The sequence below is a fragment of the Pseudomonas sp. BIGb0558 genome, assembly GCF_024807515.1.
Taxonomy (GTDB): Bacteria; Pseudomonadota; Gammaproteobacteria; order Pseudomonadales; family Pseudomonadaceae; genus Aquipseudomonas; species Aquipseudomonas yamanorum_A.
In genome coordinates this window covers 46,425-66,532 of sequence record NZ_JANUEW010000016.1, presented here as the reverse complement: position 1 = coordinate 66,532, position 20,108 = coordinate 46,425, and the positions used below count along the sequence as shown (strand labels likewise).

General features: G+C 56.4%; 22 protein-coding genes. 13 read left to right on the top strand and 9 right to left on the bottom strand.

Going from position 1 to position 20,108, the window contains the following annotated elements; translation table 11 throughout:
* Positions 1–16 precede the first annotated feature (16 nt).
* From M2400_RS19545 to M2400_RS19530, 4 genes are all read left to right on the top strand, one after another.
* Entirely contained in the window at positions 17–1,126 is a 1,110-nt protein-coding gene (locus M2400_RS19545; protein ID WP_259197682.1) for an HlyD family secretion protein, read from the top strand.
* Entirely contained in the window at positions 1,123–2,688 is a 1,566-nt protein-coding gene (locus tag M2400_RS19540) for a DHA2 family efflux MFS transporter permease subunit (protein ID WP_177076994.1), read from the top strand. The genes M2400_RS19545 and M2400_RS19540 overlap by 4 nt, the downstream gene beginning before the upstream one ends.
* A 181-nt stretch (positions 2,689–2,869) precedes the next feature.
* Entirely contained in the window at positions 2,870–3,187 is a 318-nt protein-coding gene (locus M2400_RS19535) for a type II toxin-antitoxin system RelE/ParE family toxin (RefSeq protein ID WP_259197678.1), read from the top strand.
* A gap of 1 nt (position 3,188) precedes the next feature.
* Positions 3,189–3,605, top strand: a complete 417-nt coding sequence (locus M2400_RS19530; RefSeq protein WP_259197676.1) for an addiction module antidote protein — start codon at positions 3,189–3,191, stop codon at positions 3,603–3,605.
* Positions 3,606–3,634: 29 nt separating this feature from the next.
* Here M2400_RS19530 and M2400_RS19525 read toward each other — a convergent pair whose 3' ends face one another.
* Positions 3,635–4,414 carry an SDR family oxidoreductase gene (locus M2400_RS19525; RefSeq protein ID WP_259197675.1) on the bottom strand — a complete coding sequence of 260 codons (780 nt, stop codon included), beginning with the start codon at positions 4,412–4,414 and terminating at the stop codon, positions 3,635–3,637.
* Positions 4,415–4,523: 109 nt separating this feature from the next.
* Here M2400_RS19525 and M2400_RS19520 point away from each other — a divergent pair, with 109 nt between their 5' ends.
* On the top strand, positions 4,524–4,961 hold the full coding sequence (locus tag M2400_RS19520) for a helix-turn-helix domain-containing protein (protein WP_177042482.1): 438 nt from the start codon (positions 4,524–4,526) through the stop codon (positions 4,959–4,961).
* Positions 4,962–4,990: 29 nt separating this feature from the next.
* Here M2400_RS19520 and M2400_RS19515 read toward each other — a convergent pair whose 3' ends face one another.
* Positions 4,991–5,152 (bottom strand): DUF2986 domain-containing protein, encoded by a 162-nt coding sequence (locus M2400_RS19515; protein ID WP_177042483.1) that lies wholly within the window; start codon positions 5,150–5,152, stop codon positions 4,991–4,993.
* Between the two features lie 145 nt (positions 5,153–5,297).
* Between M2400_RS19515 and M2400_RS19510 the strand changes: the two genes are divergently transcribed.
* Entirely contained in the window at positions 5,298–5,924 is a 627-nt protein-coding gene (locus M2400_RS19510) for a glutathione S-transferase family protein (protein ID WP_259197670.1), read from the top strand.
* Positions 5,925–5,929: 5 nt separating this feature from the next.
* Complete coding sequence (locus M2400_RS19505; RefSeq protein ID WP_259197668.1) at positions 5,930–6,445, top strand: SUKH-4 family immunity protein; 516 nt, start codon at positions 5,930–5,932, stop codon at positions 6,443–6,445.
* Between the two features lie 209 nt (positions 6,446–6,654).
* Here M2400_RS19505 and M2400_RS19500 read toward each other — a convergent pair whose 3' ends face one another.
* Positions 6,655–7,518 carry a diguanylate cyclase domain-containing protein gene (locus M2400_RS19500; protein WP_177120227.1) on the bottom strand — a complete coding sequence of 288 codons (864 nt, stop codon included), beginning with the start codon at positions 7,516–7,518 and terminating at the stop codon, positions 6,655–6,657.
* 309 nt (positions 7,519–7,827) lie between these two features.
* Between M2400_RS19500 and M2400_RS19495 the strand changes: the two genes are divergently transcribed.
* The gene (locus tag M2400_RS19495; protein WP_177112876.1) at positions 7,828–8,400 is read left to right on the top strand and encodes a helix-turn-helix domain-containing protein; all 573 of its coding nucleotides are present in this window, start codon (positions 7,828–7,830) and stop codon (positions 8,398–8,400) included.
* Between the two features lie 17 nt (positions 8,401–8,417).
* Here M2400_RS19495 and M2400_RS19490 read toward each other — a convergent pair whose 3' ends face one another.
* A complete protein-coding gene (locus tag M2400_RS19490) occupies positions 8,418–9,026 on the bottom strand; it encodes a LysE family translocator (protein ID WP_259197661.1) in 609 nt (202 codons plus the stop codon).
* Positions 9,027–9,139: 113 nt separating this feature from the next.
* Between M2400_RS19490 and M2400_RS19485 the strand changes: the two genes are divergently transcribed.
* The 3 genes from M2400_RS19485 (at position 9,140) to M2400_RS19475 (ending at position 11,459) form a co-directional block, all read left to right on the top strand.
* A complete protein-coding gene (locus M2400_RS19485) occupies positions 9,140–10,003 on the top strand; it encodes a LysR family transcriptional regulator (RefSeq protein WP_177042498.1) in 864 nt (287 codons plus the stop codon).
* A 101-nt stretch (positions 10,004–10,104) separates the two neighbouring features.
* Complete coding sequence (locus tag M2400_RS19480; protein WP_177042499.1) at positions 10,105–10,644, top strand: kinase inhibitor; 540 nt, start codon at positions 10,105–10,107, stop codon at positions 10,642–10,644.
* Between the two features lie 5 nt (positions 10,645–10,649).
* On the top strand, positions 10,650–11,459 hold the full coding sequence (locus tag M2400_RS19475) for an AraC family transcriptional regulator (RefSeq protein WP_177129308.1): 810 nt from the start codon (positions 10,650–10,652) through the stop codon (positions 11,457–11,459).
* 27 nt (positions 11,460–11,486) lie between these two features.
* Here M2400_RS19475 and M2400_RS19470 read toward each other — a convergent pair whose 3' ends face one another.
* The gene (locus M2400_RS19470) at positions 11,487–11,960 is read right to left on the bottom strand and encodes a hypothetical protein (protein WP_177042501.1); all 474 of its coding nucleotides are present in this window, start codon (positions 11,958–11,960) and stop codon (positions 11,487–11,489) included.
* A gap of 79 nt (positions 11,961–12,039) precedes the next feature.
* Positions 12,040–12,591 (bottom strand): hypothetical protein, encoded by a 552-nt coding sequence (locus tag M2400_RS19465; protein WP_259197656.1) that lies wholly within the window; start codon positions 12,589–12,591, stop codon positions 12,040–12,042.
* Between the two features lie 222 nt (positions 12,592–12,813).
* Between M2400_RS19465 and M2400_RS19460 the strand changes: the two genes are divergently transcribed.
* Both M2400_RS19460 and M2400_RS19455 read left to right on the top strand, forming a co-directional pair.
* Complete coding sequence (locus M2400_RS19460) at positions 12,814–14,040, top strand: MFS transporter (protein WP_003209751.1); 1,227 nt, start codon at positions 12,814–12,816, stop codon at positions 14,038–14,040.
* A 359-nt stretch (positions 14,041–14,399) separates the two neighbouring features.
* Positions 14,400–14,729 carry a DUF6124 family protein gene (locus M2400_RS19455; RefSeq protein WP_259197651.1) on the top strand — a complete coding sequence of 110 codons (330 nt, stop codon included), beginning with the start codon at positions 14,400–14,402 and terminating at the stop codon, positions 14,727–14,729.
* Between the two features lie 164 nt (positions 14,730–14,893).
* On the opposite strand, the gene M2400_RS19450 is transcribed toward M2400_RS19455, so the two are convergent.
* From M2400_RS19450 to M2400_RS19440, 3 genes are all read right to left on the bottom strand, one after another.
* Positions 14,894–15,382, bottom strand: a complete 489-nt coding sequence (locus tag M2400_RS19450) for a hypothetical protein (RefSeq protein ID WP_259197649.1) — start codon at positions 15,380–15,382, stop codon at positions 14,894–14,896.
* A 93-nt stretch (positions 15,383–15,475) separates the two neighbouring features.
* Positions 15,476–15,955, bottom strand: a complete 480-nt coding sequence (locus M2400_RS19445) for a hypothetical protein (protein WP_259197647.1) — start codon at positions 15,953–15,955, stop codon at positions 15,476–15,478.
* A 411-nt stretch (positions 15,956–16,366) separates the two neighbouring features.
* Entirely contained in the window at positions 16,367–19,789 is a 3,423-nt protein-coding gene (locus tag M2400_RS19440) for a PIN domain-containing protein (RefSeq protein WP_259197645.1), read from the bottom strand.
* Positions 19,790–20,108: the final 319 nt, after the last annotated feature.

The window sequence follows — 20,108 nt, the reverse complement described above, 5'->3', positions numbered from 1 at the left end:
ATGAGGTCATTTCGTCATGGACGCCCAAGTCAGCGCTGTGCCCGAACCCACTAAAACTTCCCGGCGCAAACACGTACTGCGCCTGGGGCTGCTGACCCTGGCCGTGGCGGGCGGCGTCTGGTACGCCAGCCACTGGTGGTTGGTGAGCCGGTTTATTGAAGACACCGACGACGCCTACGTGGGCGCGGATGTGACGGTGATCAGCGCCAAGGTGCCGGGCTATATCAGCGAAGTGGCCGTGCAGGACAACCAGTTCGTGCACGCCGGCGACGTATTGGCCCGCATCGATGTGCGGGACTACCGCACCGCCCTGGCCAAGGCCGATGGCGCCGTGGCCGCGCAACAGGCCGCGCTCGCCAACCTCGACGCCACCGAACAACTGCAACTGGCGGTGATCAACCAGGCCAGGGCGCAGATCGACGCCACCGACGCCGAAGCCCAACGGGCCGGCGACGACCAGACGCGCTACCAGAACCTGGTGCGCAGCCAGGCCGTGTCGGTGGAAAGCGCGCAACGGGTCAACGCCGTGTGGAAGACCGCCCGCGCCGATCACTCCCGGGCGCAAGCCGGGCTGATGGCGGCACGCCGGCAGATCGACGTGATTGAAACCCAACGCAGCCAGACCCGCGCCGCGTTGCAACAAGCCCAGGCTGAACGCGACCAGGCACAACTGAACATCAGCTACACCGAACTGCGGGCCCCAGTGGACGGCTACGTAGGCAACCGCCGCGCCCGGGTCGGTGCCTACGCCGCGGCAGGCACCCAATTGATCGCAGTGGTGCCCGCAAAAGGGCTGTGGGTGGACGCCAATTTCAAGGAAGACCAACTGGGGCGCCTGCAGGTTGGGCAAAGCGTGAGCATCCGCGCCGATATCCTCCCCGGCCGTGAATTCCACGGGCACATTGAAAGCCTGGCCCCCGCCACCGGCGCACAATTCAGTGTGCTGCCGCCGGAAAACGCCACCGGCAACTTCACCAAGATCGTGCAGCGCGTGCCGGTGCGCGTGCGGCTCGACAGCAATGACGCCGAGTTCGGCGCCCTGCGCCCGGGCCTGTCGGTGATGGCCAAGGTCAACACCAATGAGGCCTTCGAAGACCAGGCCAGCGACCTCAAGGCCCAGCTATGAACAGCCCGCTGCCCGCCCTCAGCACCGCGCAAAAGGTCGCAGCCTTCGCCACCATGTGCGTGGGCATGTTTATCGCCTTGATCGATATCCAGATCGTGTCCGCCTCCCTCAAGGACATCGGCGGCGGGCTGTCTGCGGGTGCGGACGATACGGCGTGGGTGCAGACCGCCTACCTGATCGCGGAGATCATCGTGATCCCCATGTCGGGCTGGCTCTCGCGGGTGATGAGCACGCGCTGGCTGTTCGCCGCGTCGGCGGCCGGGTTTACCTTGACCAGCCTGTTGTGTGCGATGGCCTGGAACATCCAGAGCATGATCGCGTTTCGCGCCTTGCAGGGGTTCCTCGGGGGCTCGATGATCCCATTGGTGTTTACCACTGCGTTCATGTACTTCAACGGCAAGCAACGGGTGATCGCCGCGTCCACCATCGGCGCCATCGCGTCCCTGGCGCCGACGCTCGGCCCTGCAGTCGGCGGCTGGATCACCGATATTTCCTCCTGGCACTGGCTGTTCTACATCAACCTGGTGCCCGGCCTGTTCGTGACATTCGCGGTGCCGATGCTGGTGAAAATCGACCGCCCCAACCCGTCGTTGCTCAAGGGCGCCGACTACATCGGCATGGGCCTGATGGCGGTGTTTCTCGGCTGCCTGGAATACACCCTCGAAGAAGGCCCGCGCTGGAACTGGTTCAGTGACAGCACCATCTCCACCACCGCCTGGATCGCCGCCATCAGTGGCGGGCTGTTTATCTGGCGCTGCCTGGAAATCAAGGAACCGATTGTCGACCTGCGCGCCCTGCGCGACCGCAACTTCGCCCTGGGCTGCCTGTTTTCATTCATCACCGGCATCGGCATTTTCGCCACCATCTACCTTACGCCGCTGTTTCTCGGGCGGGTGCGTGGCTATGGCTCGCTGGATATCGGCCTGGCGGTGTTTTCCACGGGGGTGTTCCAGTTGCTGGCGATCCCGGTGTACGCGCTGCTGGCCAACCGCTTCGACCTGCGCTGGATTTTGATGTTCGGCTTGTCGCTGTTCGCCCTGTCGATGTGGGACTTCTCCCCCATCACCCACGACTGGGGTGCCAAGGAACTGCTGCTGCCCCAGGCCATACGCGGCTTTGCCCAACAAATGGCAGTGCCGCCCGTAGTCACCCTGACCCTCGGCGCACTGGCCCCCGACCGGCTGAAACTCGCCTCCGGCCTGTTCAACCTTATGCGCAACCTCGGCGGCGCCATCGGCATCGCCGCCTGCGCCACGGTGCTCAACGACCGCACCAACCTGCACTTCCTGCGGCTGGCCGAACACCTGAACATCCAGAACGAATCGATGAATGTGTGGCTTGAGCAGCTTTCAGGCAATGCCCAGTTGCTCGGGCAAAACAGCCTGGATGCCAGCCAGTTCGCGCTGCATCAGCTATGGGCACTGACCTGGCGCGAGGCGCAGACGCTGACCTATGCGGATGCCTTCCTGATGATCATGGTGTGCTTCATCGTCGCCGTGTTGCTGGTGCCGTTGATGCGCAAGGTGCAGCCGCCGAAGCAGCCGTCTGCGGATGCGCATTGAAGCAATCACAGCCCTTGGGTTGTGAGGACAGCACCTGGTTCCAATGCCTACAGTTGTGTCGGAATCCGCCGGCTTGTGCGCCTGGATGGGCCTATATAAGGTCGCTCGGGCGCTGAAAGCCCCTTCACTTGCACACAACCTCGCGTCGTTAAGATGTAGCCATATAGCTACAAATGGAACTATGATCAACAAGAAAAAAATATACGAAATCCACCAAACACCCGAGTTTGGGAATTGGCTCAACCGTGTGAATGATGCTCTGGGAAAAACGGCCATCCTGACCCGCCTGGATCGTGCCGGAGCCGGCAATTTTGGTGATTGCGAATCGGTTGGCGAAGGGATGAGCGAAATGCGCGTTTTTGTTGGGCCGGGGTACAGAATTTACTTTGTGCGGTCAGGGATCGCAGAGTACTTGATGCTCAGCGGAAGCGATAAAACAGATCAAAAGCGGGGCATCAAGAAAGCTAAAGCGATCCTCGATACCCTGAGAGGTAAATGACATGAGCGATAAATTCAATCCTGAGGAAATGCCAATCCTCAGCCTCACCACGACGGGCACGACTCGTTATGAAGCCTCGCGTTTTCTCGATAGCCTGGAAGCTATCGCGGCTTATTTGGCTGAAAGTCTGAAAACCGGCGAGACGGAAGGTCTTATTCATGCTTTGGCTGAAGTCGCAAAAGCCAAAGGCGTCAATAAGGTCGCCAAGGATGCCGGGGTCAATCGTGAAAGCCTTTATAAAGTGTTGAAAGCCGGCTCGAAAACGCGGTTTGAAACCATCCGAAAACTGATGACCGCGATCGGTTTGGAGCTCACTGTACAACCGATTACGGCACTGGCTGTCACTTCAAAAGCGGCCGCTCCAAGAGCTGGCAAACCTGTTGTAGCAACCAAGCCTGCCGCGAAAATTCGATCCTGATGATCATGACGTGCCCTTTCATCGACCGATCATATTAAAGGCCGCAACGGAGCCAGCCGGCTGAGCTTGGTCATCTGCTTGAATATCAAGCCCGGCGCAACCCGGCTGGCCACCTTCAGCACCTTGCTCAGGCCCGGGCATATTTCCAGTTGCCCGGCCTCAATTTGCCGGATGCATTGCTGCACCATCAGCACCGGATCCATGCCTTTTTCATTCTTCATTTCTTCCGCGAACTCGGCTCTAAGCAGCGGTGTTTCCGTGCCGGGCGGGGCAAGCTCGACCACGGTGACGGTGCTGTGTTGAAGCTGCGCCCGCAGGCATTGGGTGTAAGCGTGCAATGCCGATTTGGACGCACTGTAGACAGGCGCCGCCGGAAACGGCACAAACGCCAGCCCCGACGACACGTTAATAATCAAGCCGCGCGGCTGCTTGAGAAGAAACGGAAGAAACTGCTGGATCATCCAGATGGGACCGTTGAGGTTGATCTCGATCTCTTCAGTCACGTCCTCCAGCGCCCGCGCCTCGCCCAGCTTGATATTGCGCATCACGCCCGCGTTATTCACCAGCGTATCGAGCCCCGGGAACTGACGGGTGACTGCCGCAAACAGCGTTTGGATGCTGGCGAGCTCGCGCACGTCGCTTTGAAACGTGTGCAGACCCGGCAGCCGTTGCCGCGCCTCGTCCAGCCTGTGCTGATCGCGGCCCGTCACGATCACGGTATTGCCTCGCGCCATCAGCTGGCGGGCAAGCTCAAGCCCGATACCACTCGAACCTCCGGTCACTAGCACTGTTCTTCCGCTCATCTTCATCGAAGCTCTCCAATTATGGGTCACACGCAAGGAGCTTGAGGGATACACTGGCCTTAAGTAAGTAGGCACCCAAAAGATCTATACGCACCCAAAAGAGAGTGTCGAACGAATGAACAAAAACCCTGGCTTTACCGACGAGCAGATTGCCGCCGCCCAGTTCTACGCCCGGCAAACACCCCCGAAGGATCTGGACCCACGCATCGCGCCCCTGGTGACCGACCTGATAGGTCGCGTTGCGGACAAATGGACCATGCTGATTCTTGAAGCCTTGATCGAGACGACGCCGCTGCGCTTCACGCGCCTGAGTGAGCGAGTCGGCGGCATCAGCCAGAAGATGCTGACGCAGACCTTGCGGGGAATGGAGAGGGACGGCCTGGTGGTGCGCAAGGTCTACCCCGTCGTACCGCCGAAAGTCGAATACAGCCTGACAACCCTCGGCTTTACGCTGGGTGCCGCCTTTTGTGGCGTGTGGGTCTGGGCGGCTAACAACCTGGAGGAGATTGAACAGGCACGGGCGGATTTCGATTTGAGGTGCAGTGCCGAGTGACAGCAGACAGCTCGTCACCGCCCGCTGGATCAGCTCTCGGAAGCGACAACTGGCTCCTCAGCGGATTCACTGGCCAGTTTCAGCCGGTCAGCTTTACTGATGTACTTGTCCTTGCGGGCCGGTGCCAGTTTGGCGCTGGCCTTTTTGGCCTTGGCCTTGAACAGCTGCTGTAGTTTTTTTTGACGATTCATGGTGTCTATCCGGTTTGTAATCAGTGCTTGCCGGCGTGATTATCCATCTTTCAAGCCTTGATCGAAGCACATTTAATTCACGGCACTCCACAGCGTCACAGCGGTCTGTGCCTATACGCCCCCATTCTCACCCAGCGGAGCCACCATGATCATCGTCCACCACCTCAACAACTCCCGTTCGCAACGCATCCTGTGGCTGCTCGAAGAACTCGGCCTGCCCTACGAGCTCAAGCGCTACCAGCGCGACCCGAAAACCAACCTCGCGCCCCCGGAACTCAAGGCCATCAATGCCCTGGGCAAATCACCGGTGATTGAGGACGGTTCCAACGTGGTGATCGAGTCCGGCGCCATCATCGACTACCTGATTCGTCGCCATGGCAACGGCCGCCTGCAACCCGATCCGGCCACTGCCACCTATGACGAATACGTGCAATGGCTGCACTTCGCCGAAGGGTCAGCCATGCTGCCACTGATGCTTAACCTGTACGTGGGGCGCCTGGGTGACGCGGGTGCGCCGTTGCATCCGCGTATCGAATCCGAGGTGGCGAATTACTTGGGTTATCTGAACACCGCACTGGGAAAAACGCCGTACCTGGTGGGTGAAGAATTGACCGGCGCGGATATCCAGATGAGCTTCATCGGCGAGATCGCCAGGGCCCAGGGCAAGTTGCAGGCGTACCCGAATGTGGCGGTGTGGGTGCAACGCTTCCAGGAACGGCCTGCGTATCGCAAGGCGCTGGAACAGGGCGGGGAATATGCGTTTGCGAAGTAAAGAACGTGACCGGCTTTGACTTCAAGGCACGCTTTCTAGCAGCGCTGCCGATCTTCCCGCCGGAACCGGACCTGTCTTTTGACGAATTTGTGGTCTACGAGGCGGGAGAGTTTTGTTCCCTGGCGGCGCAAGACGCGCAGTTCCTCGTCAAACAGGGGCTGCCGCGCGATGCCGCGCCGTTCCTGAGTTTTGAAGCCTACAGCGCAGGGGAAATCGCCCACCGGCTGACGGTGTACGGGATCAGCGAGGACCATTTCCTGCTCGGGCACAACGGGTCGGGAGACGCGTTGGCAATTGATCGTCGCACCCGCGAAGTCGTCAGCTTCAACCACGACTTCAATAACGAGCGCGTTTTCATCAACTCCACCTTGATGCTATTTGCGCAGTGCCTGTGCATCTTCCAGGAGCATCTGCGCGACAGCACGATCGAACGCTGCCTGGCTGAGATCGAGCGGGTTGACCCGGCAGCGGCAGCACCGAGTGCGATGTGGGCCGGCGCGGTCAGCGAAGAGCTTTGTTGACCGGTCGCGGTGGCTTCAGTTGCCCGTGTCAGCAGCAACAGCTGCGTTAATCTGTAGTGTCGTGTCTAAACGAGATCAAAGGTGGGAGCTGTCGAGCTTTAGCGAGGCTGCGATGGCGGTGTGTCAGCCAATATCAAGTTTGCAGGACTGACGCCATCGCAGCCTCGCTAAAGCTCGACAGCTCCTACATTGAGCGGTCATTACGTATATCACTCCGTTGCAAACCGCTGCCGTTTAACCCGGTACATCTCGCCATCCGCGTGGCTGAGCAGGCTGTCGGCATCTGCCCCATCCGCCGGATAAAACGCCACGCCGATACTGCAGGACGGCATCTTCACCGCGCCAAATTCCGCGCTCAGGGGCTGGGCCATCACCGCGAGTATCTGCTGGACCTTCGCCGACACGGCTTCCGGTGACTGGATATCCGCCAGCAATACGGTGAACTCATCCCCGCCCATGCGCGCCACCAGGTCGCTCTCACGCACACACCCTTCCAGCCGCCGCGCAATCACGCAGAGCACGCGATCGCCCACGGCATGCCCGTGCACATCGTTGATGCCCTTGAAGTCATTCACGTCCAGAAACAGCAAGGCCAGGGGATTTTTGTGGTGATGGGCCGCTTGCAGGGCCTCGTCCAGCCGATCATTGAACAATGAGCGGTTGGTGAGGGCCGTCAGCGGGTCGTGGTGAGCGAGGAAACGCAGCTCTTCCTCGGCTTGCGTCAGCGCTGTGATATCCCGCGCAACGCCGATTCTCGCCCCCACTTCCTCGGACCAAAACGCCGCCCACAGGATGTGTACGACGCTGCCATCCTTGCGGATATAGCGGTTGCGGAAGTCGACGTGAGGCTTGCCGTTCATGACCCGCACAATCGAGGCCCGGGTGCGCGCCAGGTCTTCGGGGTGCATGTAGTTCGTGATTGGGGTGCCGATCAACTCGTCAGCGCGGTAACCCAGCAACGCTTCGCAGGCATCACTGACAAAAACGATCTGGTTGTCACTGTCGACCACGAACACCGTATCCAGCATCAAGTGGATCAGTTTGGGATAGAGGGCTTGCAGGTCAACGGGCATAGGTCGGGGGAGCGTCTGGTTCGGATTGGGCGATCATAGCCCGATCCCGAACGATGGCGGAAAGGAATCACAGCGGCCCACAGAATAATCCAAGGCAATGTTGTTGCGTCAACTGGGTCGCCACCAGCAGGCTGCGCCACCCTTCCAGATCATAGGACAGCGCCCGCCAGAGCAGCCACGGCCAATAGGAGTGAAGGTGGAACACGCACCAGATCATTCGACGCTCGGTTTTTATAATGAACGAATGATTGCTATGCTGAACAACAGGCGATAAAGCGTCAACCCATTTAAGGATGATTTGAAGAACAAATGAACGATATAACGAACAACTCCAATTCGAGCCGAATCGACCTGCTGGCCCTGTCGATCAAGCGTGAACGCCAGGCCGCCGGGCTTTCACTGACCGAACTGGCGAAACGCGCGGGGGTGGCGAAGTCGACCCTGTCCCAACTGGAATCCGGCATCGGCAATCCCAGCATCGAAACACTGTGGTCGTTGGCCACGGCAATGGGCCTGCAGGTGACCCGGTTCTTCGAACAACCCCAGCAGCACCTGCGGGTGATTCGCGCCAACGAAGGCCCGACCACTTCTACTGAAACCGGCAACTACGCGGCGACACTGCTTGCGGATTGCCCGGCGGGAGTGCGCCGCGATATCTACCGGCTCAAGGTCCAGCCCGGCGAAGTGCGGCTGTCGCAGCCCCACCCTGCCGGCACCCTGGAACACGTGGTGCTGTGCAGCGGCAGCGCGAACATCGGCCCGGCCAATGAGCCCGTGTTGTTGCATGCCGGCGACTACATCAGCTATCTGGCAAATGCGCCCCATGTGTTCGAAGCGCTGGAGGCCGATACCACCGCGGTGATGGTGATCGAACACCCTTGAGGTGCGGGGATGCGCCCTCAGGCATGAATCGGCAGCGCCAACCCAAACAGCACAAAAAACCCGCCACACACCTTATTGAAACGGCGCCCTGTTCGCGCCAGCCAGGGCCGAACCCGGTGCGCGGCACTGGCCACCAGATACTCAACGATAAACTCCACCACGGCGTAGGTCAGCGCGATGGTGATCGTCTGCGCGATGATGTTGCGGTGCGGGTCCAGGAACGGTGGAATAAACGCGGTGAACAGCAGCAAGGCCTTGGGGTTCGAAATGGCCGACACCAGCCCCTGGCGGAACAGCGGCCAGCTCCGTGAGCTGGTAGTGCCGGTCGTCTCAAGGCTGACCGGTGCCGCCCGCCATAGCCCGAAACCCAGCCAGATCAGATACAGCCCGCCCGCCACCTTCAAGGCAGTGAACAAGCTGGCCGACGCCTGGATCAACGCCCCCAACCCCAACGCACACAGCGCCAGCACAATCGCAAAACCGAGCACGCCGCCGCTGATGGTGAACAGTGTTTTGCGGCTGCCGTGAAGGGCGCCATGTGTCAGCGCCAATAACGCATTGGGCCCTGGCACCACCGAGATGCCGACGCAGGTAACCAGGTAAAGCAGCCAGGTATCAAAGGGCATGATCCGATCCAGTAAGTATTGGTTCCGGGCAGAATGTTGCGGGTGAACAAACCCTCATGAAAAGCGCATAATTCAGGCCTTAGCCATTCGATTAACGAATAGAGGTCACCGCGATGCCGGCCAGTGATTTGCAACTTGATTGGCTCAAATGCTTTGTGGCCGTGGTGGATGCCGGCTCGCTGTCGGGCGCCGCCCATGAGGTCAACCGCTCGCAGTCCGCCGTCAGCATGCAGATGAAAAAACTCGAAGCCGCCCTTGGCCGGCAGTTGTTGAGCCGAGGCCCCAGGCACCTGCAACTGACCGCAGACGGCCAGACCCTGCTGAGCTACGCCCGGCGCATGCTCGCCCTTCACGCCGAGACCCAGGCGGCGTTTCACGGCGAAGAACTGACCGGGCGCATCCGCCTGGGCGTCGCGGAAGACTACGCGGCCCGGTACCTCACGCCGCTGCTCAAGCGCTATTCGCCGCGCTACGCCGGGGTGGAAATCGAACTCACCTGTGAACAGTCGACCACGCTGATCCCGCAGTTGCGCAGCGGCGACCTTGACCTGGCGCTGGTGTCCAGGGACTCACCGCAAAGCGGCACCTTCCTGTTCAAGGAGCCCATGGTGTGGGTCGGCTCACCCCAGTTCGAACTGTGGCGACGCGACCCGATCCCCATCGCCGTCTACGAAAGCGCAAGCCTGGCCCGGCGCTATGCGGTGAACGCACTCACCCAGCAAGGGCGCGAATTCAAGGTGGTGTACAACAGCTCCAGCCTTGCCGGCCAGGTGGCTGCCGTCGAGGGCGGGCTGGCGATTGCGGCGATCACCCAGTGCACCGTGCAGGAATCGCTGCAGGTACTGGGTGACGAGCACGGCCTGGGCAGCATTGAGCCCATGGAAGTTTCGATACTGCGCAGCCGGGCGTCTCGCGGGTCCAAGGCGGTCAACAGCCTGCATGCGTTCATCATCCGCACGCTGAGGGTTCAGCCTTAGCGCACAGAGCGTTTCGGCACAATCATCGAGCGCTTCGGCGCAGTGCCGCGTGCCGGCGCTGTTTAGGCTTAACGCTCAAACCACGCCTGGACACCACCGCGATGAAACTCAAAGCACTTGCACCTGCGATTACCCTGATCATGGCCGCCAGCGGGCACGCCGCCAGCTTCGCCCTCAGCAGCCCGGACATCGCCGACCAGCGCCCACTGACGCGCCTGCAAGAGTTCAGCGGCTTCGGCTGCAACGGCGGCAACACCTCCCCTGCCCTGTCCTGGGCCAACGCCCCGGCGGGCACCAAAAGCTATGCCATCACCGTCTACGACCCCGATGCACCCACCGGCAGCGGCTGGTGGCACTGGACCGTGGTCAACCTGCCCGCCACCGTCACCAGCCTGCCGAGCAACGTGGGCGCCCACCTGCCGGCCGGTGCTGTGCAGGGCCGCACGGATTACGGCCAGCCCGGCTTCGGCGGCGCCTGCCCGCCCGTGGGTGATAAACCCCATCGCTATCAATTCACCGTATGGGCGTTGAAAGTCGACACGCTGCCGATCGACAATCAGTCCAGCGGCGCCCTGGTCGGCTACATGCTCAATGCCAACAGCCTGGCCAAGGCCACAATCACGGCCCCTTACGGACGCTAGTCACGATGGATGTTCACGAAGGTTTGCGGCACAGGGAAAGCATCATCGAACGCTGCGTGATCAGGGCCCGGCAACACCACACCCTGCAACGCGTGCCGATCTTCATGACCGCCCTGTGCCGCGTGCGCCAGGGGCAAAAGCTGATGCAGTGGGACGAGCGCGAAATGCGCGCCGGCCCACAGGATTTGATTTTGCTGCCGGCGGGTCGCGAGCTGGGCGTAACCAACTTTCCCGGCGCCCAGGGTGACTACATCGCTGACGTGGTGTCGTTTCCGGTGCCGGTGTTGCGCAACTTCGTTGCCCGGTATGGCGCGCAGTTCAAGGGCAGCCTGAATACAGACCTGTGCGTGCGCCTGGACAAACAGACCCGCCAAGCCTGGGACCAACTGCTGACCGCACTGGGTACCGGCGCCCCGGCGACCTTGTGCACCCACTATGGCGAAGCCGTGCTGCTGTGCCTGTGCCTGGCCGGCCAGGCGGGGCCGTTGCTGATGGATCGCAATGATCCGTTGAGTGAGCGGGTGCAGCGGTTGATTGGCAGCAACCTGTCCCGGGACTGGACGGTGGCCAGCGTTGCGCAGCAGTTGAACTTGGGGGAGTCGACCCTGCGCCGGCAGTTGGCCAATGAGGATGCGAGCTTCAGGTCGATCCTGGAAAATGTTCGCCTGGGGGCGGCGTTGCAGCAGCTGCAAACGTCCAGGGATTCCATTGGCGAGATTTCCAACGCGTGCGGGTATGCGTCGGCATCGCGGTTTGCGGTGAGGTTCAAGTCGCACTATGGGCTGTCGCCGCGGTCGTTACGGGCGGCGATGTGAGGTTGTCATAAGGCCGTGATGCCTGATTTAACTGCGCCACAAAATTGCGTACGGCAACTCACTCTCGATAATTTCAGCTGAGCGGAAGTAATAAGTTGCCCTGCGCCCCTCCAGAGTCTTATGCACGAACGCACCGTCAGACATGATGCGATAGGATGCACACTCCAAACTACGCTCTGGATCCAGACACCTCAAAGCATCGCGGATACTGCCGTAGTTCATTCCCGCTCCGGAGGGAAGCAACTCCACCGGTGGGGCACATTCGGCCTTATCGTCGTTTTCAATCTCTCTGAAATAGACTCGTCGAAAGGCTGGCTCACTGCATGCCCAAAAAAGTGAGACCCACTGGATTCTTTCTGCACCTGCTTCAAGAACGCTATCTGCCAGACAGTAGATGGAGTCCGAGATTTTATAGACCCCATCTTCCAGAGCCGTTGCGTCCTTCAGAAAATCAACGTAACTCCCAGCCCTTAACTTACATAGCGTCGGCCAATCTTGCATATCCAACCCTCCGAGCCGGTGGTGAAGAAGCGGACGAATCCATTTTCGATCTGTCCTTTTGAGCCGTTACGGATGACGACTATTTAGCAACTGATCCCGCAGGCTTCATCCCCAGACATGCCGGGGTACCGTTTTGGACGGCTGGCATCGGCACCCGCACATCTTTCCCATCTACCCGCCCCAAACGGCTCAACTCAACGCCGCATTTATTGCCACGCACGTTCAAGGTCACTTCATATTCAGCGTTAGCTTCCGGAGTCAGTCCGATTTGGAAGCCGCACATCCAGCTGTAGCCGTCAGTACTGACAAACACATAACCCTCGGTGCCAGGCTTGACCTTGATCTCCAGAAAGCCCCGGGCCTTGGCCGGCGGCGGCACGATCATGCCCGCACGGCGAGGAGTGTCCGGCACGTAAAGGTTGTTGAGCGCACCGGCCTCTCGCCCCGCGCAATGCTGGTCGTCGAGGTAATAGAGCTTAGCGTTTGAGGAATTGGACACAAAGCGCAGCTTGGCGGCGTCGGGTTCGGTGGCATCGACGTAATTACTCTTGGCCGCACACCCTGCCAGCACAGAGACAAACAACGCAGCAACGGCAATAGCGCCAGGCAAACGACGGGGGAAAAACGGCATGGAGTTCATCCTTGAAACACGAAAACGAGCGCGGAATGCTACGGAACGGCGGTACTGCTGTCCATTCACCGTGTCGTGGGGTTTAGAGCGTCTAATCGATGAGGTTGATGATTACTATCGAACTGCTCGCCTATTGGCTTACCAAAACCCATTCCTATAATCGCCTCCACTTTCTCCCTCCCGTCTGCCCGCAGGCGAAATCTCCTCCCGGAACCCAACACCATGCCAAGCGCAAGCCGGGCCCCTAGCGGCCTCCCCGAACATAATCAACAAACTGTCCTGCAGCAGTGGCTGGCGATTCTCTCCGTCGCCGTGGGCGCCTTCGCCCTGGTCACCAGCGAATTCCTGCCGGTGGGCGTACTCAACGACGTCGCCGCCGACCTCGGCATCAGCGCCGGCCACGCCGGCCTGATGGTCACCCTGCCCGGCATCATGGCCGCCCTCGCCGCCCCGCTGCTGTCGGTGGGCATTGGCGCCATGGACCGTCGCTACCTGCTGATCGGCCTGACCCTGATCATGATCATCGCCAACATGGTGGTGGCCTACGCCAGCGACTTCAGCCTGCTGCTGTTCGGCCGCGTACTGCTGGGCATCAGCATCGGCGGCTTCTGGGCCACGGCCATCGCCCTCAGCGGCCGCCTGGCGCCCAAGGGCGTGGGCGTAGCCAAAGCCACCTCGATCATCATGATGGGCGTGACCCTGGCCACCGTCCTCGGCGTGCCCGTCGGCACCTGGCTGAGCGGCCTGATGGGCTGGCGCATGACCTTCCTCGTCACCGCACTGGTGGGCATCCCGGTACTGCTGGCACAGATGTTCCTGCTGCCCCGGCTTGAACCGGAAAAAGCCATTCGCATCGCCGACCTGCCGGCCCTGTTCATCAACCCACAAGCCCGGGTTGGCTTGATCGCCGTACTGCTGATCGGCCTGGCACACTTTGCCGCGTACACCTACGTCGCCCCGTTCTTCAAAAACAGCTCCGGCTTCGACGGCCCGACCATTGGCTCCCTGCTGCTGCTCTACGGCGTGGCCGGCGTGATGGGCAACGTCTTCGCCGGCTTCGCCGCCAACCGCAGCGTGCGCCACACTCTGCTGCTGGTAGCACTGATGATCGGCACCAGCACTGCGCTGTTTCCCTACTTCGCTACTGGCATGAGCGGCGCCGTGATGCTGATCGCCTTGTGGGGCTTCGCGTTTGGCGCCTTCCCGGCGTGCGCGAGTATCTGGATGTTTGTGGTTGCGCCCAAGGATGTGGAACGTGGCATGCCGCTGTTCGTGGCGTTGTTCCAGGTGATCATTGCCGTGGGCTCGTTCTTTGGCGGGCAGATCGTAGACAAGATGGGGACTTCGGTGCTGTTGAGTCTGGCGACGGCGTTGGTGGGTGCCGGGTTTGTGACGGTGCTGGTGTTGGGGCGCAAGGTGAGTAATAGCCTGGCGGCTCAGCCTGCCTGATCGAGAAAAACGGGACTGATTGATTCCAGTCCCGTGGCTGGAGGCAGTGAGCACGGCACCTTGCTCCATTGCCTACAGTTGCGTCAGAATCCGCCGGCTTGTGCACCTGGGTCGGCGTCTCTAAGGTTGCTCGGTCGCTGAAACCTCAGTGATCGGGTTTAGTAGCCCTAGATTATCCGAGCAATGTGCATGAGCTTCATCAATCAGACGTCTCTGTCTGTGCTTGATGGTGGCTGTGCGCAGGGCGCCTTAGGGCGCGCCGGTCTTTGTTTGGATTCCCGGTCTACTAACCTGTGCACAGCTGCCACCCCAATCGTTTAGTAGCGAGAAGGTGGCGGCCCACATAGAGAATCCAAACAATGTTCAAGGTAACGCCGAATCCTCCGGGAACTCCCGATTTGAAACTCAACCAAGCCGCGCAACGCGCCTTGGATCACTATCTCAATCCCTCCTCCGCCAAAACTACCCCGCCGTCGGGTGCGCTGTTCAGTGTTGCATCTGATGCCAGCAGTGAAAGTCTGATTACCAATAGCTATGAAACCTTTGCCTCGGTCAGCGCGTTGCTGCTTGATCTGTCGGAAGAGCTGAGAGGGAAAGACCGTGATGTGGCGTTGGCGATTCACCAGCTTAGTGAGTTGGGAGTGCTGTTGATGGGGAAGCTGATGGATCGGGAGGTGCCTTGTAGCTGAGGCCGGACGTGGCACAAGCTGTTCGACTAGCTCATTTGATTCGCTGAGGCGCTGTAGGCATCTACGGCGCCTCAGCGACAAAAGCTTCCCAGTTGTTGCCGCCAGATAAGTGTATTCGCCGCACATCCCGTGCTCAATAATAGAGATCGGGCAAAAGCTAACAGTTAGCCTATCTGTTCGATCTTAGTGTTAAGGCCATAGTGAGCACCGATACCGGCTGCCACGTTACGGTGCACCTCCGAGGAGCGGTGAAAATGGATTTCAGTCTGGAAGAGCGGCCACTGGCCAGCCTGACGAATTAGATAGACTAGTTCGGCTTCGACAGTCTCTATATCGACGCTTCCGTTACCTGCTGAAGGATCGGTGTGACACCAAAGATCGAGAGTGGCTGTTGTGAAGTATTTGCGCCATGCGTAGCCGTGGTAACCATTGTTGCCATTCGCGCTCCAACCCAACCGAAGACGATTTCGTATTGGTTGCTTGGTCATACCGATATAAATTGGATATGAATAGTCGTCAACACAAATGGCATAAAGTTTCGGAAGGTTAGATGTAGCTAGCCCAGAAAACTTAGGAGTACCAAAGGGGCATTCAATGGTGAAGCTCGTAGAGTTGAACCCAAGCTTATAGCGCCCAACACTGGTAACATTCATAAGTACTTCCTATATATTAAGTCCAGGCAAAAACCACGAATATTTGAAGCTTGGCACACCCTATTTTTGCCGCTACTTTGCGCTAGTTGAGTGTTAGATCCAAAATATGGGATCGAACTCAAAATTTTCTTTTTCTAAACGCCTTAACTCCTGAAAACTCTGCGAGCTATTTTTAATCTCATTCCAGGCACGTTTGAAAGGAATAAGTTCGAGGTTTGACTTCATTCCTGACAACCAGTTTTCCCACGTTTCAATTTTAATACGCCCGCGTTGCCTTAAGGATATTTGCTCGTTCGTTAAATCAATATACCTATAAAGCTCATCAAAGGACTTTTGAAATTCCTCCTCAGATATTTCAATTCCCAGTAACGCTTTGGTTGGGATATTGGCTGCCAGCTCTCTATATTCTCTCGCGAGACTATCTTCGAATTCGAGTTGAGCAATATTTTTCGACATTCGCAACTGCCAAAAAGCTAGAAAAACTCCGCATGCAGCAACAACTGATGCCATGGCAGACACCCACTCCGGAGTAAAATATTTGCAGAATTCCAATGCTACCTCGCTACCGGCCATGTCACAAACCAATTGTGAATTTAACCTACACAGACGGGATCAGACGATCGTTGTTTTAAATGTCGCCTGCACCCTGTTTTTTCTAGGCTGAATTTAGACGACTGTTATTTAAATAAAATATTGCAATCCTTTACATATCCCTTAGGGTCAGACCCCTATTTTTACCTATTTTTCAACAGAATCGGCCAGAAGCGGTCGTTCACAACGTTAACGATCAGCTGTAGACGCCAAAAACATCCAACGCATCAAAAAATTTGATCCCTATTTGACTTACCTTCCTATTGATCAGCCTGAGGATAGTCCCACGGGCAATATGTCAATGCAGACATAATCCTAGAGGTGATTAACGAGGCTAAGTAAGGCGCCTGAACCGAATGCGTTACCATAACTGAGGGCAGGTCCCTGCGACGGTCACCCAGTGTAAAAATGCCCTTCCCACCAGCCAGTGATAAAATCCCTCAACCTGAGCACCGGCAAATCCATAAGTACAAACAGCTTTTGCTTACCACCAGGTATCGAGATCAGCTTTTCTAATAACATTGACGTCGCTTTCATCGCTTTAGCAGACGGAAAAGCATCTCCGTGACTGATCAGAAGCAAGCTCTCCAGCGCAGGGTCATAGTTATGGTTATAGTCAATCAACCAGCGAGCCAAAATAAAATGGAGCACTAATTGATAATGACTCTCCAGTTCAGCCTGCGCTCCTCCTATGAACTCACACAAGGTAGATAGTTGCGAAAGTCCTGCGTCCGTATCAGCCTGATAGATATGTTCGAGGAGGATGGGGGAGACTGAGACGAATCGATGCCTTCGCTCCGCCAAGCCAAGGACTGCATTAGCATATAACTCCCTTGTGATCAGCCCCCGCTGCAATAAAGCGTTTACTACCACTTGGAGCCAAACGCCATCTGCAACCTGATAAATATTAGCAGCGAACCCCCTTGAATAAGAGTCCTCTGAGATAAACAGCGCTCCCCGTTCTTTAGCGATGAAGTATGGTGCAATGGCAGCAGCACTCGTTTCGACCAGTTGATCCGTTAACTCATCGGACTCCCTAGGAAAGTTGTACTCAACAATTTCACATACCTCTTGAATTTTATTGATAACCTGCACCATAGGAGCATTACGAGACTCTGCGACGCTAAGAAAATCTGCTTTATTAACAGAGATCATCTGCAATGTCTGCAAGGTACTGTGCGACACGATGATGCTGCTGAAAAATGCTTTCAGAGCGTCCAAAATGCCCAACTCCACTACGACCTTGGCAGTGTAGGTGTCAAGAATTGCTGGTCTACCTTGATAACTATCAGCTAGCGTTATGGCAATCTGCCTTTCTTCATGCGTACCCACGCAGGTGCTGATCATCCCGCCTCTGGATCGAACTAGATCGTAGACATCAAAAATGTTCTTCTTGCACAACCCTGAAGCAATTTCAAGAGGTATATTCTTATCAAGAATTTCCCCAAATACAGTGTCGTCCAATTCAGCTTGCCGTCGCATGAATGCTAACAATGACTCGATATTGTCATTTTCAACTCGTAATGCCCACAATCCTCCCGCAGTTGGAAACCGGTTTTCATAGGTCTGGCATATCTCATGGAACGCATGGAGGTAAGGATGTTTTACCTCTTCAACCTTCCACACAATATCGCCTTGAAGTTTTTCCTGAGTGAATTCGTATCCAACTCCCTTCCCCCAGACGCGCTGGGTATAGAAGTCGACTTTCTCCGGACAGAGTTCTAGGAGGTCCTCTGTATTGATATCAACCGACTTTTCAATTGCCTGTCCTTCTGAGGGGATAAGGCGGTAGAAATATCCATTTCCGACCCCCTTGGCGGCATCGAAGATGCCATCTTTCTCAACCATGAGGAAGGTGCTGAAGAAGCCCAGTGCTACGGGAGCTAAATCAGGATTTTCCACCCATATTTGATAGGCATCAGCGAGAGCTTCGGATCCCTGCCCAAGTGATGCCCGTAGCTTCGCCACATGCATTCGCTGCTCAGGAGTGCCATTTAAAGAGCTAGGATTATGCGTTTTGAAGAGCTGCTTCAGAGCCGAAACATCGTGACTTAACTTAGCAATATCGCATAGCACTATGAAAGCAAATAAATCTCCTCCGCCGTCATTTAAATATTTTTCGATCAGGGGGACAGATCGCTGAAAATCATTACGTTTAAAATAAAAAAAACCAGCCAGTAGCTCGAAGCCTTGAGTGTTCGGGATTATGTGCTTTTCAAAAAAAGTTACGGCCTCTGCTCTTATTGGGTGTTCATTGAGGAAGCCCAATGCGAGCATATGTTTCAGCTCATAATTTTCACTGGCCGCAGGATGAAATTCAAGCCGCAGGACAATTTCTCGCCATAGCATCAAGAAGCGGACGAGTTTCATGTAGTGAAAGAACTCAATGGTTTCACTGTGTTCGGTCACTCGACTATACCCGTACAAGTGGGCCATGTTGGCGATAGAATTAATTTTACTAGCAGTTGCAAACTCAAAAAGCAGCAACCTACCTCGGCTGTCTAGCTCGCAGTTCGAGAGAAGCTGCGTTAACTGGTCTTTACCACGTGCCTTGCCGACAAAAGCTCTCGCTATGTACACCACTACACGTGCATGGTTTGCGAACGGGTCATCAAATTTGTCAAGATTATAATCTTGAATACTGCTCAGGCTTTGCCAATCTTTTCTTGCTAGTTTATTTAAGAATCGAAGTTTTTTTGCATTGATCGGATCTGCGACCTTTTGCACAGCCTGCTCGAATAGCTCAGCCTCTTGGAGATTAATAAGACTTCTCGCGATCGTCTCGATAACTTCCTGATCGCCTACCAACTCAGCCAGCACGTACGAACACTCTTTGACAAGTGCATCGACATTATCCGAAAGCTTATAGAGGATCAGGAGGTTTTGTATATTTTGGAGGTCGCTGGCGTGAGCAACTCGGTCGCTTGATTTAAACTGCTGCCATTCAGCACTTATATAATCAGCAGCTAACTTCAACTCATTCACTTCATCCTGAGTAAAAGTGAAGCCATTGGCTGTTTGACGATTATCAACATAATGATGGAGAATACCTATAGCTATAAGGTTCTTGGCCTGTGCATCGTCGGGATATTCTTCTAGAAACTTTTGTGCCGTAGCCCTCCAGCCTTCAATGCGTCGAGAGGCTAGGAGGTGAATGTGCGCGATACGAACAGCCTGGTTCAATTGGAGTCGTTCGCTGAATTGGTCAAACGGATCTAAAAAAGTATCTTCATTATGATATTTAATACGAGCGGCTTGTAAAATAAATCCTGCTAAAATTTCGTTGTCGGGGTACTCAAGAATTTTTTCATACCCATATTCCAGCGCTTTGTCACAGTCATCCTGAAGGATATATGCCAATGCCTTGAATGCTACAGCCCGCTTGTCATCAGGTGCGTAAGTACAAGCTTCGAGAAGGAGGTTTGGAGCTTTAGCAATATTTCCCAACTGATACTGGCAGAGAGCAATATTTGCTTTAATACGAAACTTTAAAAGATCACTGAGATTGTCTTTCTGATCTGCTAAAAGCTTTTCAAATGACCCTAGCGCTGATTTTATAGCCCCAGAATTCATTTGTTCTCGATAGTGATCAACTTGACGATCAAATTCAGTTTGAAGATCTCCAGCCACACCTTGGGCTAAAGCTGCGTACTGAACTGCACTTGACTTGGAGAGAGCCTCAGCAATCGTGTCAATATCATTTATTGTCACAGGGCCGCTATTTGGCCCATTGATAGCAACGCTCAAATTTTTCGCTGAGACGTTTGTGGCAATAGACTTCCGTCCTAGGCGATTGATGAGATCCCTAATACCCACTACTTTTTCTCTTTGTTATGATTGATCGTAATGTTGCCAGAGTTCTTCCCGTTCAAAGCTGCGGAGCCGTTGTCTGCTCTGACATTTACATTTCGATTCCGCACGAACTTAATGCTCACTACAACTATCAAGCACAGCGCCAACGCGCCGCCCAAGATCAATTCAGGGTTCTCAGCCAAGGAAAAGCTCATTCCAGTACGCCTCCAGTCGTCATTCGAAACCTAATCGTACCCGAGAGGGTAGCTATGTGCCATTCAGTATCGTTAGGGAGTACCCATGCTGGCGCGTGAGCACTTAGCGTAGACGTTTCGGGGCACAG

Coding starts and splice junctions, on each gene's coding strand:
- M2400_RS19470 (WP_177042501.1), bottom strand. CDS start 11,960: ATGCAAGATTGGCCGACGCTATGTAAGTTAAGGGCTGGGAGTTACGTT.
- M2400_RS19485 (WP_177042498.1), top strand. CDS start 9,140: ATGCCGGCCAGTGATTTGCAACTTGATTGGCTCAAATGCTTTGTGGCC.
- M2400_RS19530 (WP_259197676.1), top strand. CDS start 3,189: ATGAGCGATAAATTCAATCCTGAGGAAATGCCAATCCTCAGCCTCACC.
- M2400_RS19490 (WP_259197661.1), bottom strand. CDS start 9,026: ATGCCCTTTGATACCTGGCTGCTTTACCTGGTTACCTGCGTCGGCATC.
- M2400_RS19445 (WP_259197647.1), bottom strand. CDS start 15,955: ATGGCCGGTAGCGAGGTAGCATTGGAATTCTGCAAATATTTTACTCCG.
- M2400_RS19540 (WP_177076994.1), top strand. CDS start 1,123: ATGAACAGCCCGCTGCCCGCCCTCAGCACCGCGCAAAAGGTCGCAGCC.
- M2400_RS19455 (WP_259197651.1), top strand. CDS start 14,400: ATGTTCAAGGTAACGCCGAATCCTCCGGGAACTCCCGATTTGAAACTC.
- M2400_RS19545 (WP_259197682.1), top strand. CDS start 17: ATGGACGCCCAAGTCAGCGCTGTGCCCGAACCCACTAAAACTTCCCGG.
- M2400_RS19520 (WP_177042482.1), top strand. CDS start 4,524: ATGAACAAAAACCCTGGCTTTACCGACGAGCAGATTGCCGCCGCCCAG.
- M2400_RS19500 (WP_177120227.1), bottom strand. CDS start 7,518: ATGCCCGTTGACCTGCAAGCCCTCTATCCCAAACTGATCCACTTGATG.
- M2400_RS19475 (WP_177129308.1), top strand. CDS start 10,650: ATGGATGTTCACGAAGGTTTGCGGCACAGGGAAAGCATCATCGAACGC.
- M2400_RS19495 (WP_177112876.1), top strand. CDS start 7,828: ATGAACGATATAACGAACAACTCCAATTCGAGCCGAATCGACCTGCTG.
- M2400_RS19450 (WP_259197649.1), bottom strand. CDS start 15,382: ATGAATGTTACCAGTGTTGGGCGCTATAAGCTTGGGTTCAACTCTACG.
- M2400_RS19465 (WP_259197656.1), bottom strand. CDS start 12,591: ATGCCGTTTTTCCCCCGTCGTTTGCCTGGCGCTATTGCCGTTGCTGCG.
- M2400_RS19480 (WP_177042499.1), top strand. CDS start 10,105: ATGAAACTCAAAGCACTTGCACCTGCGATTACCCTGATCATGGCCGCC.
- M2400_RS19510 (WP_259197670.1), top strand. CDS start 5,298: ATGATCATCGTCCACCACCTCAACAACTCCCGTTCGCAACGCATCCTG.
- M2400_RS19525 (WP_259197675.1), bottom strand. CDS start 4,414: ATGAAGATGAGCGGAAGAACAGTGCTAGTGACCGGAGGTTCGAGTGGT.
- M2400_RS19535 (WP_259197678.1), top strand. CDS start 2,870: ATGATCAACAAGAAAAAAATATACGAAATCCACCAAACACCCGAGTTT.
- M2400_RS19460 (WP_003209751.1), top strand. CDS start 12,814: ATGCCAAGCGCAAGCCGGGCCCCTAGCGGCCTCCCCGAACATAATCAA.
- M2400_RS19515 (WP_177042483.1), bottom strand. CDS start 5,152: ATGAATCGTCAAAAAAAACTACAGCAGCTGTTCAAGGCCAAGGCCAAA.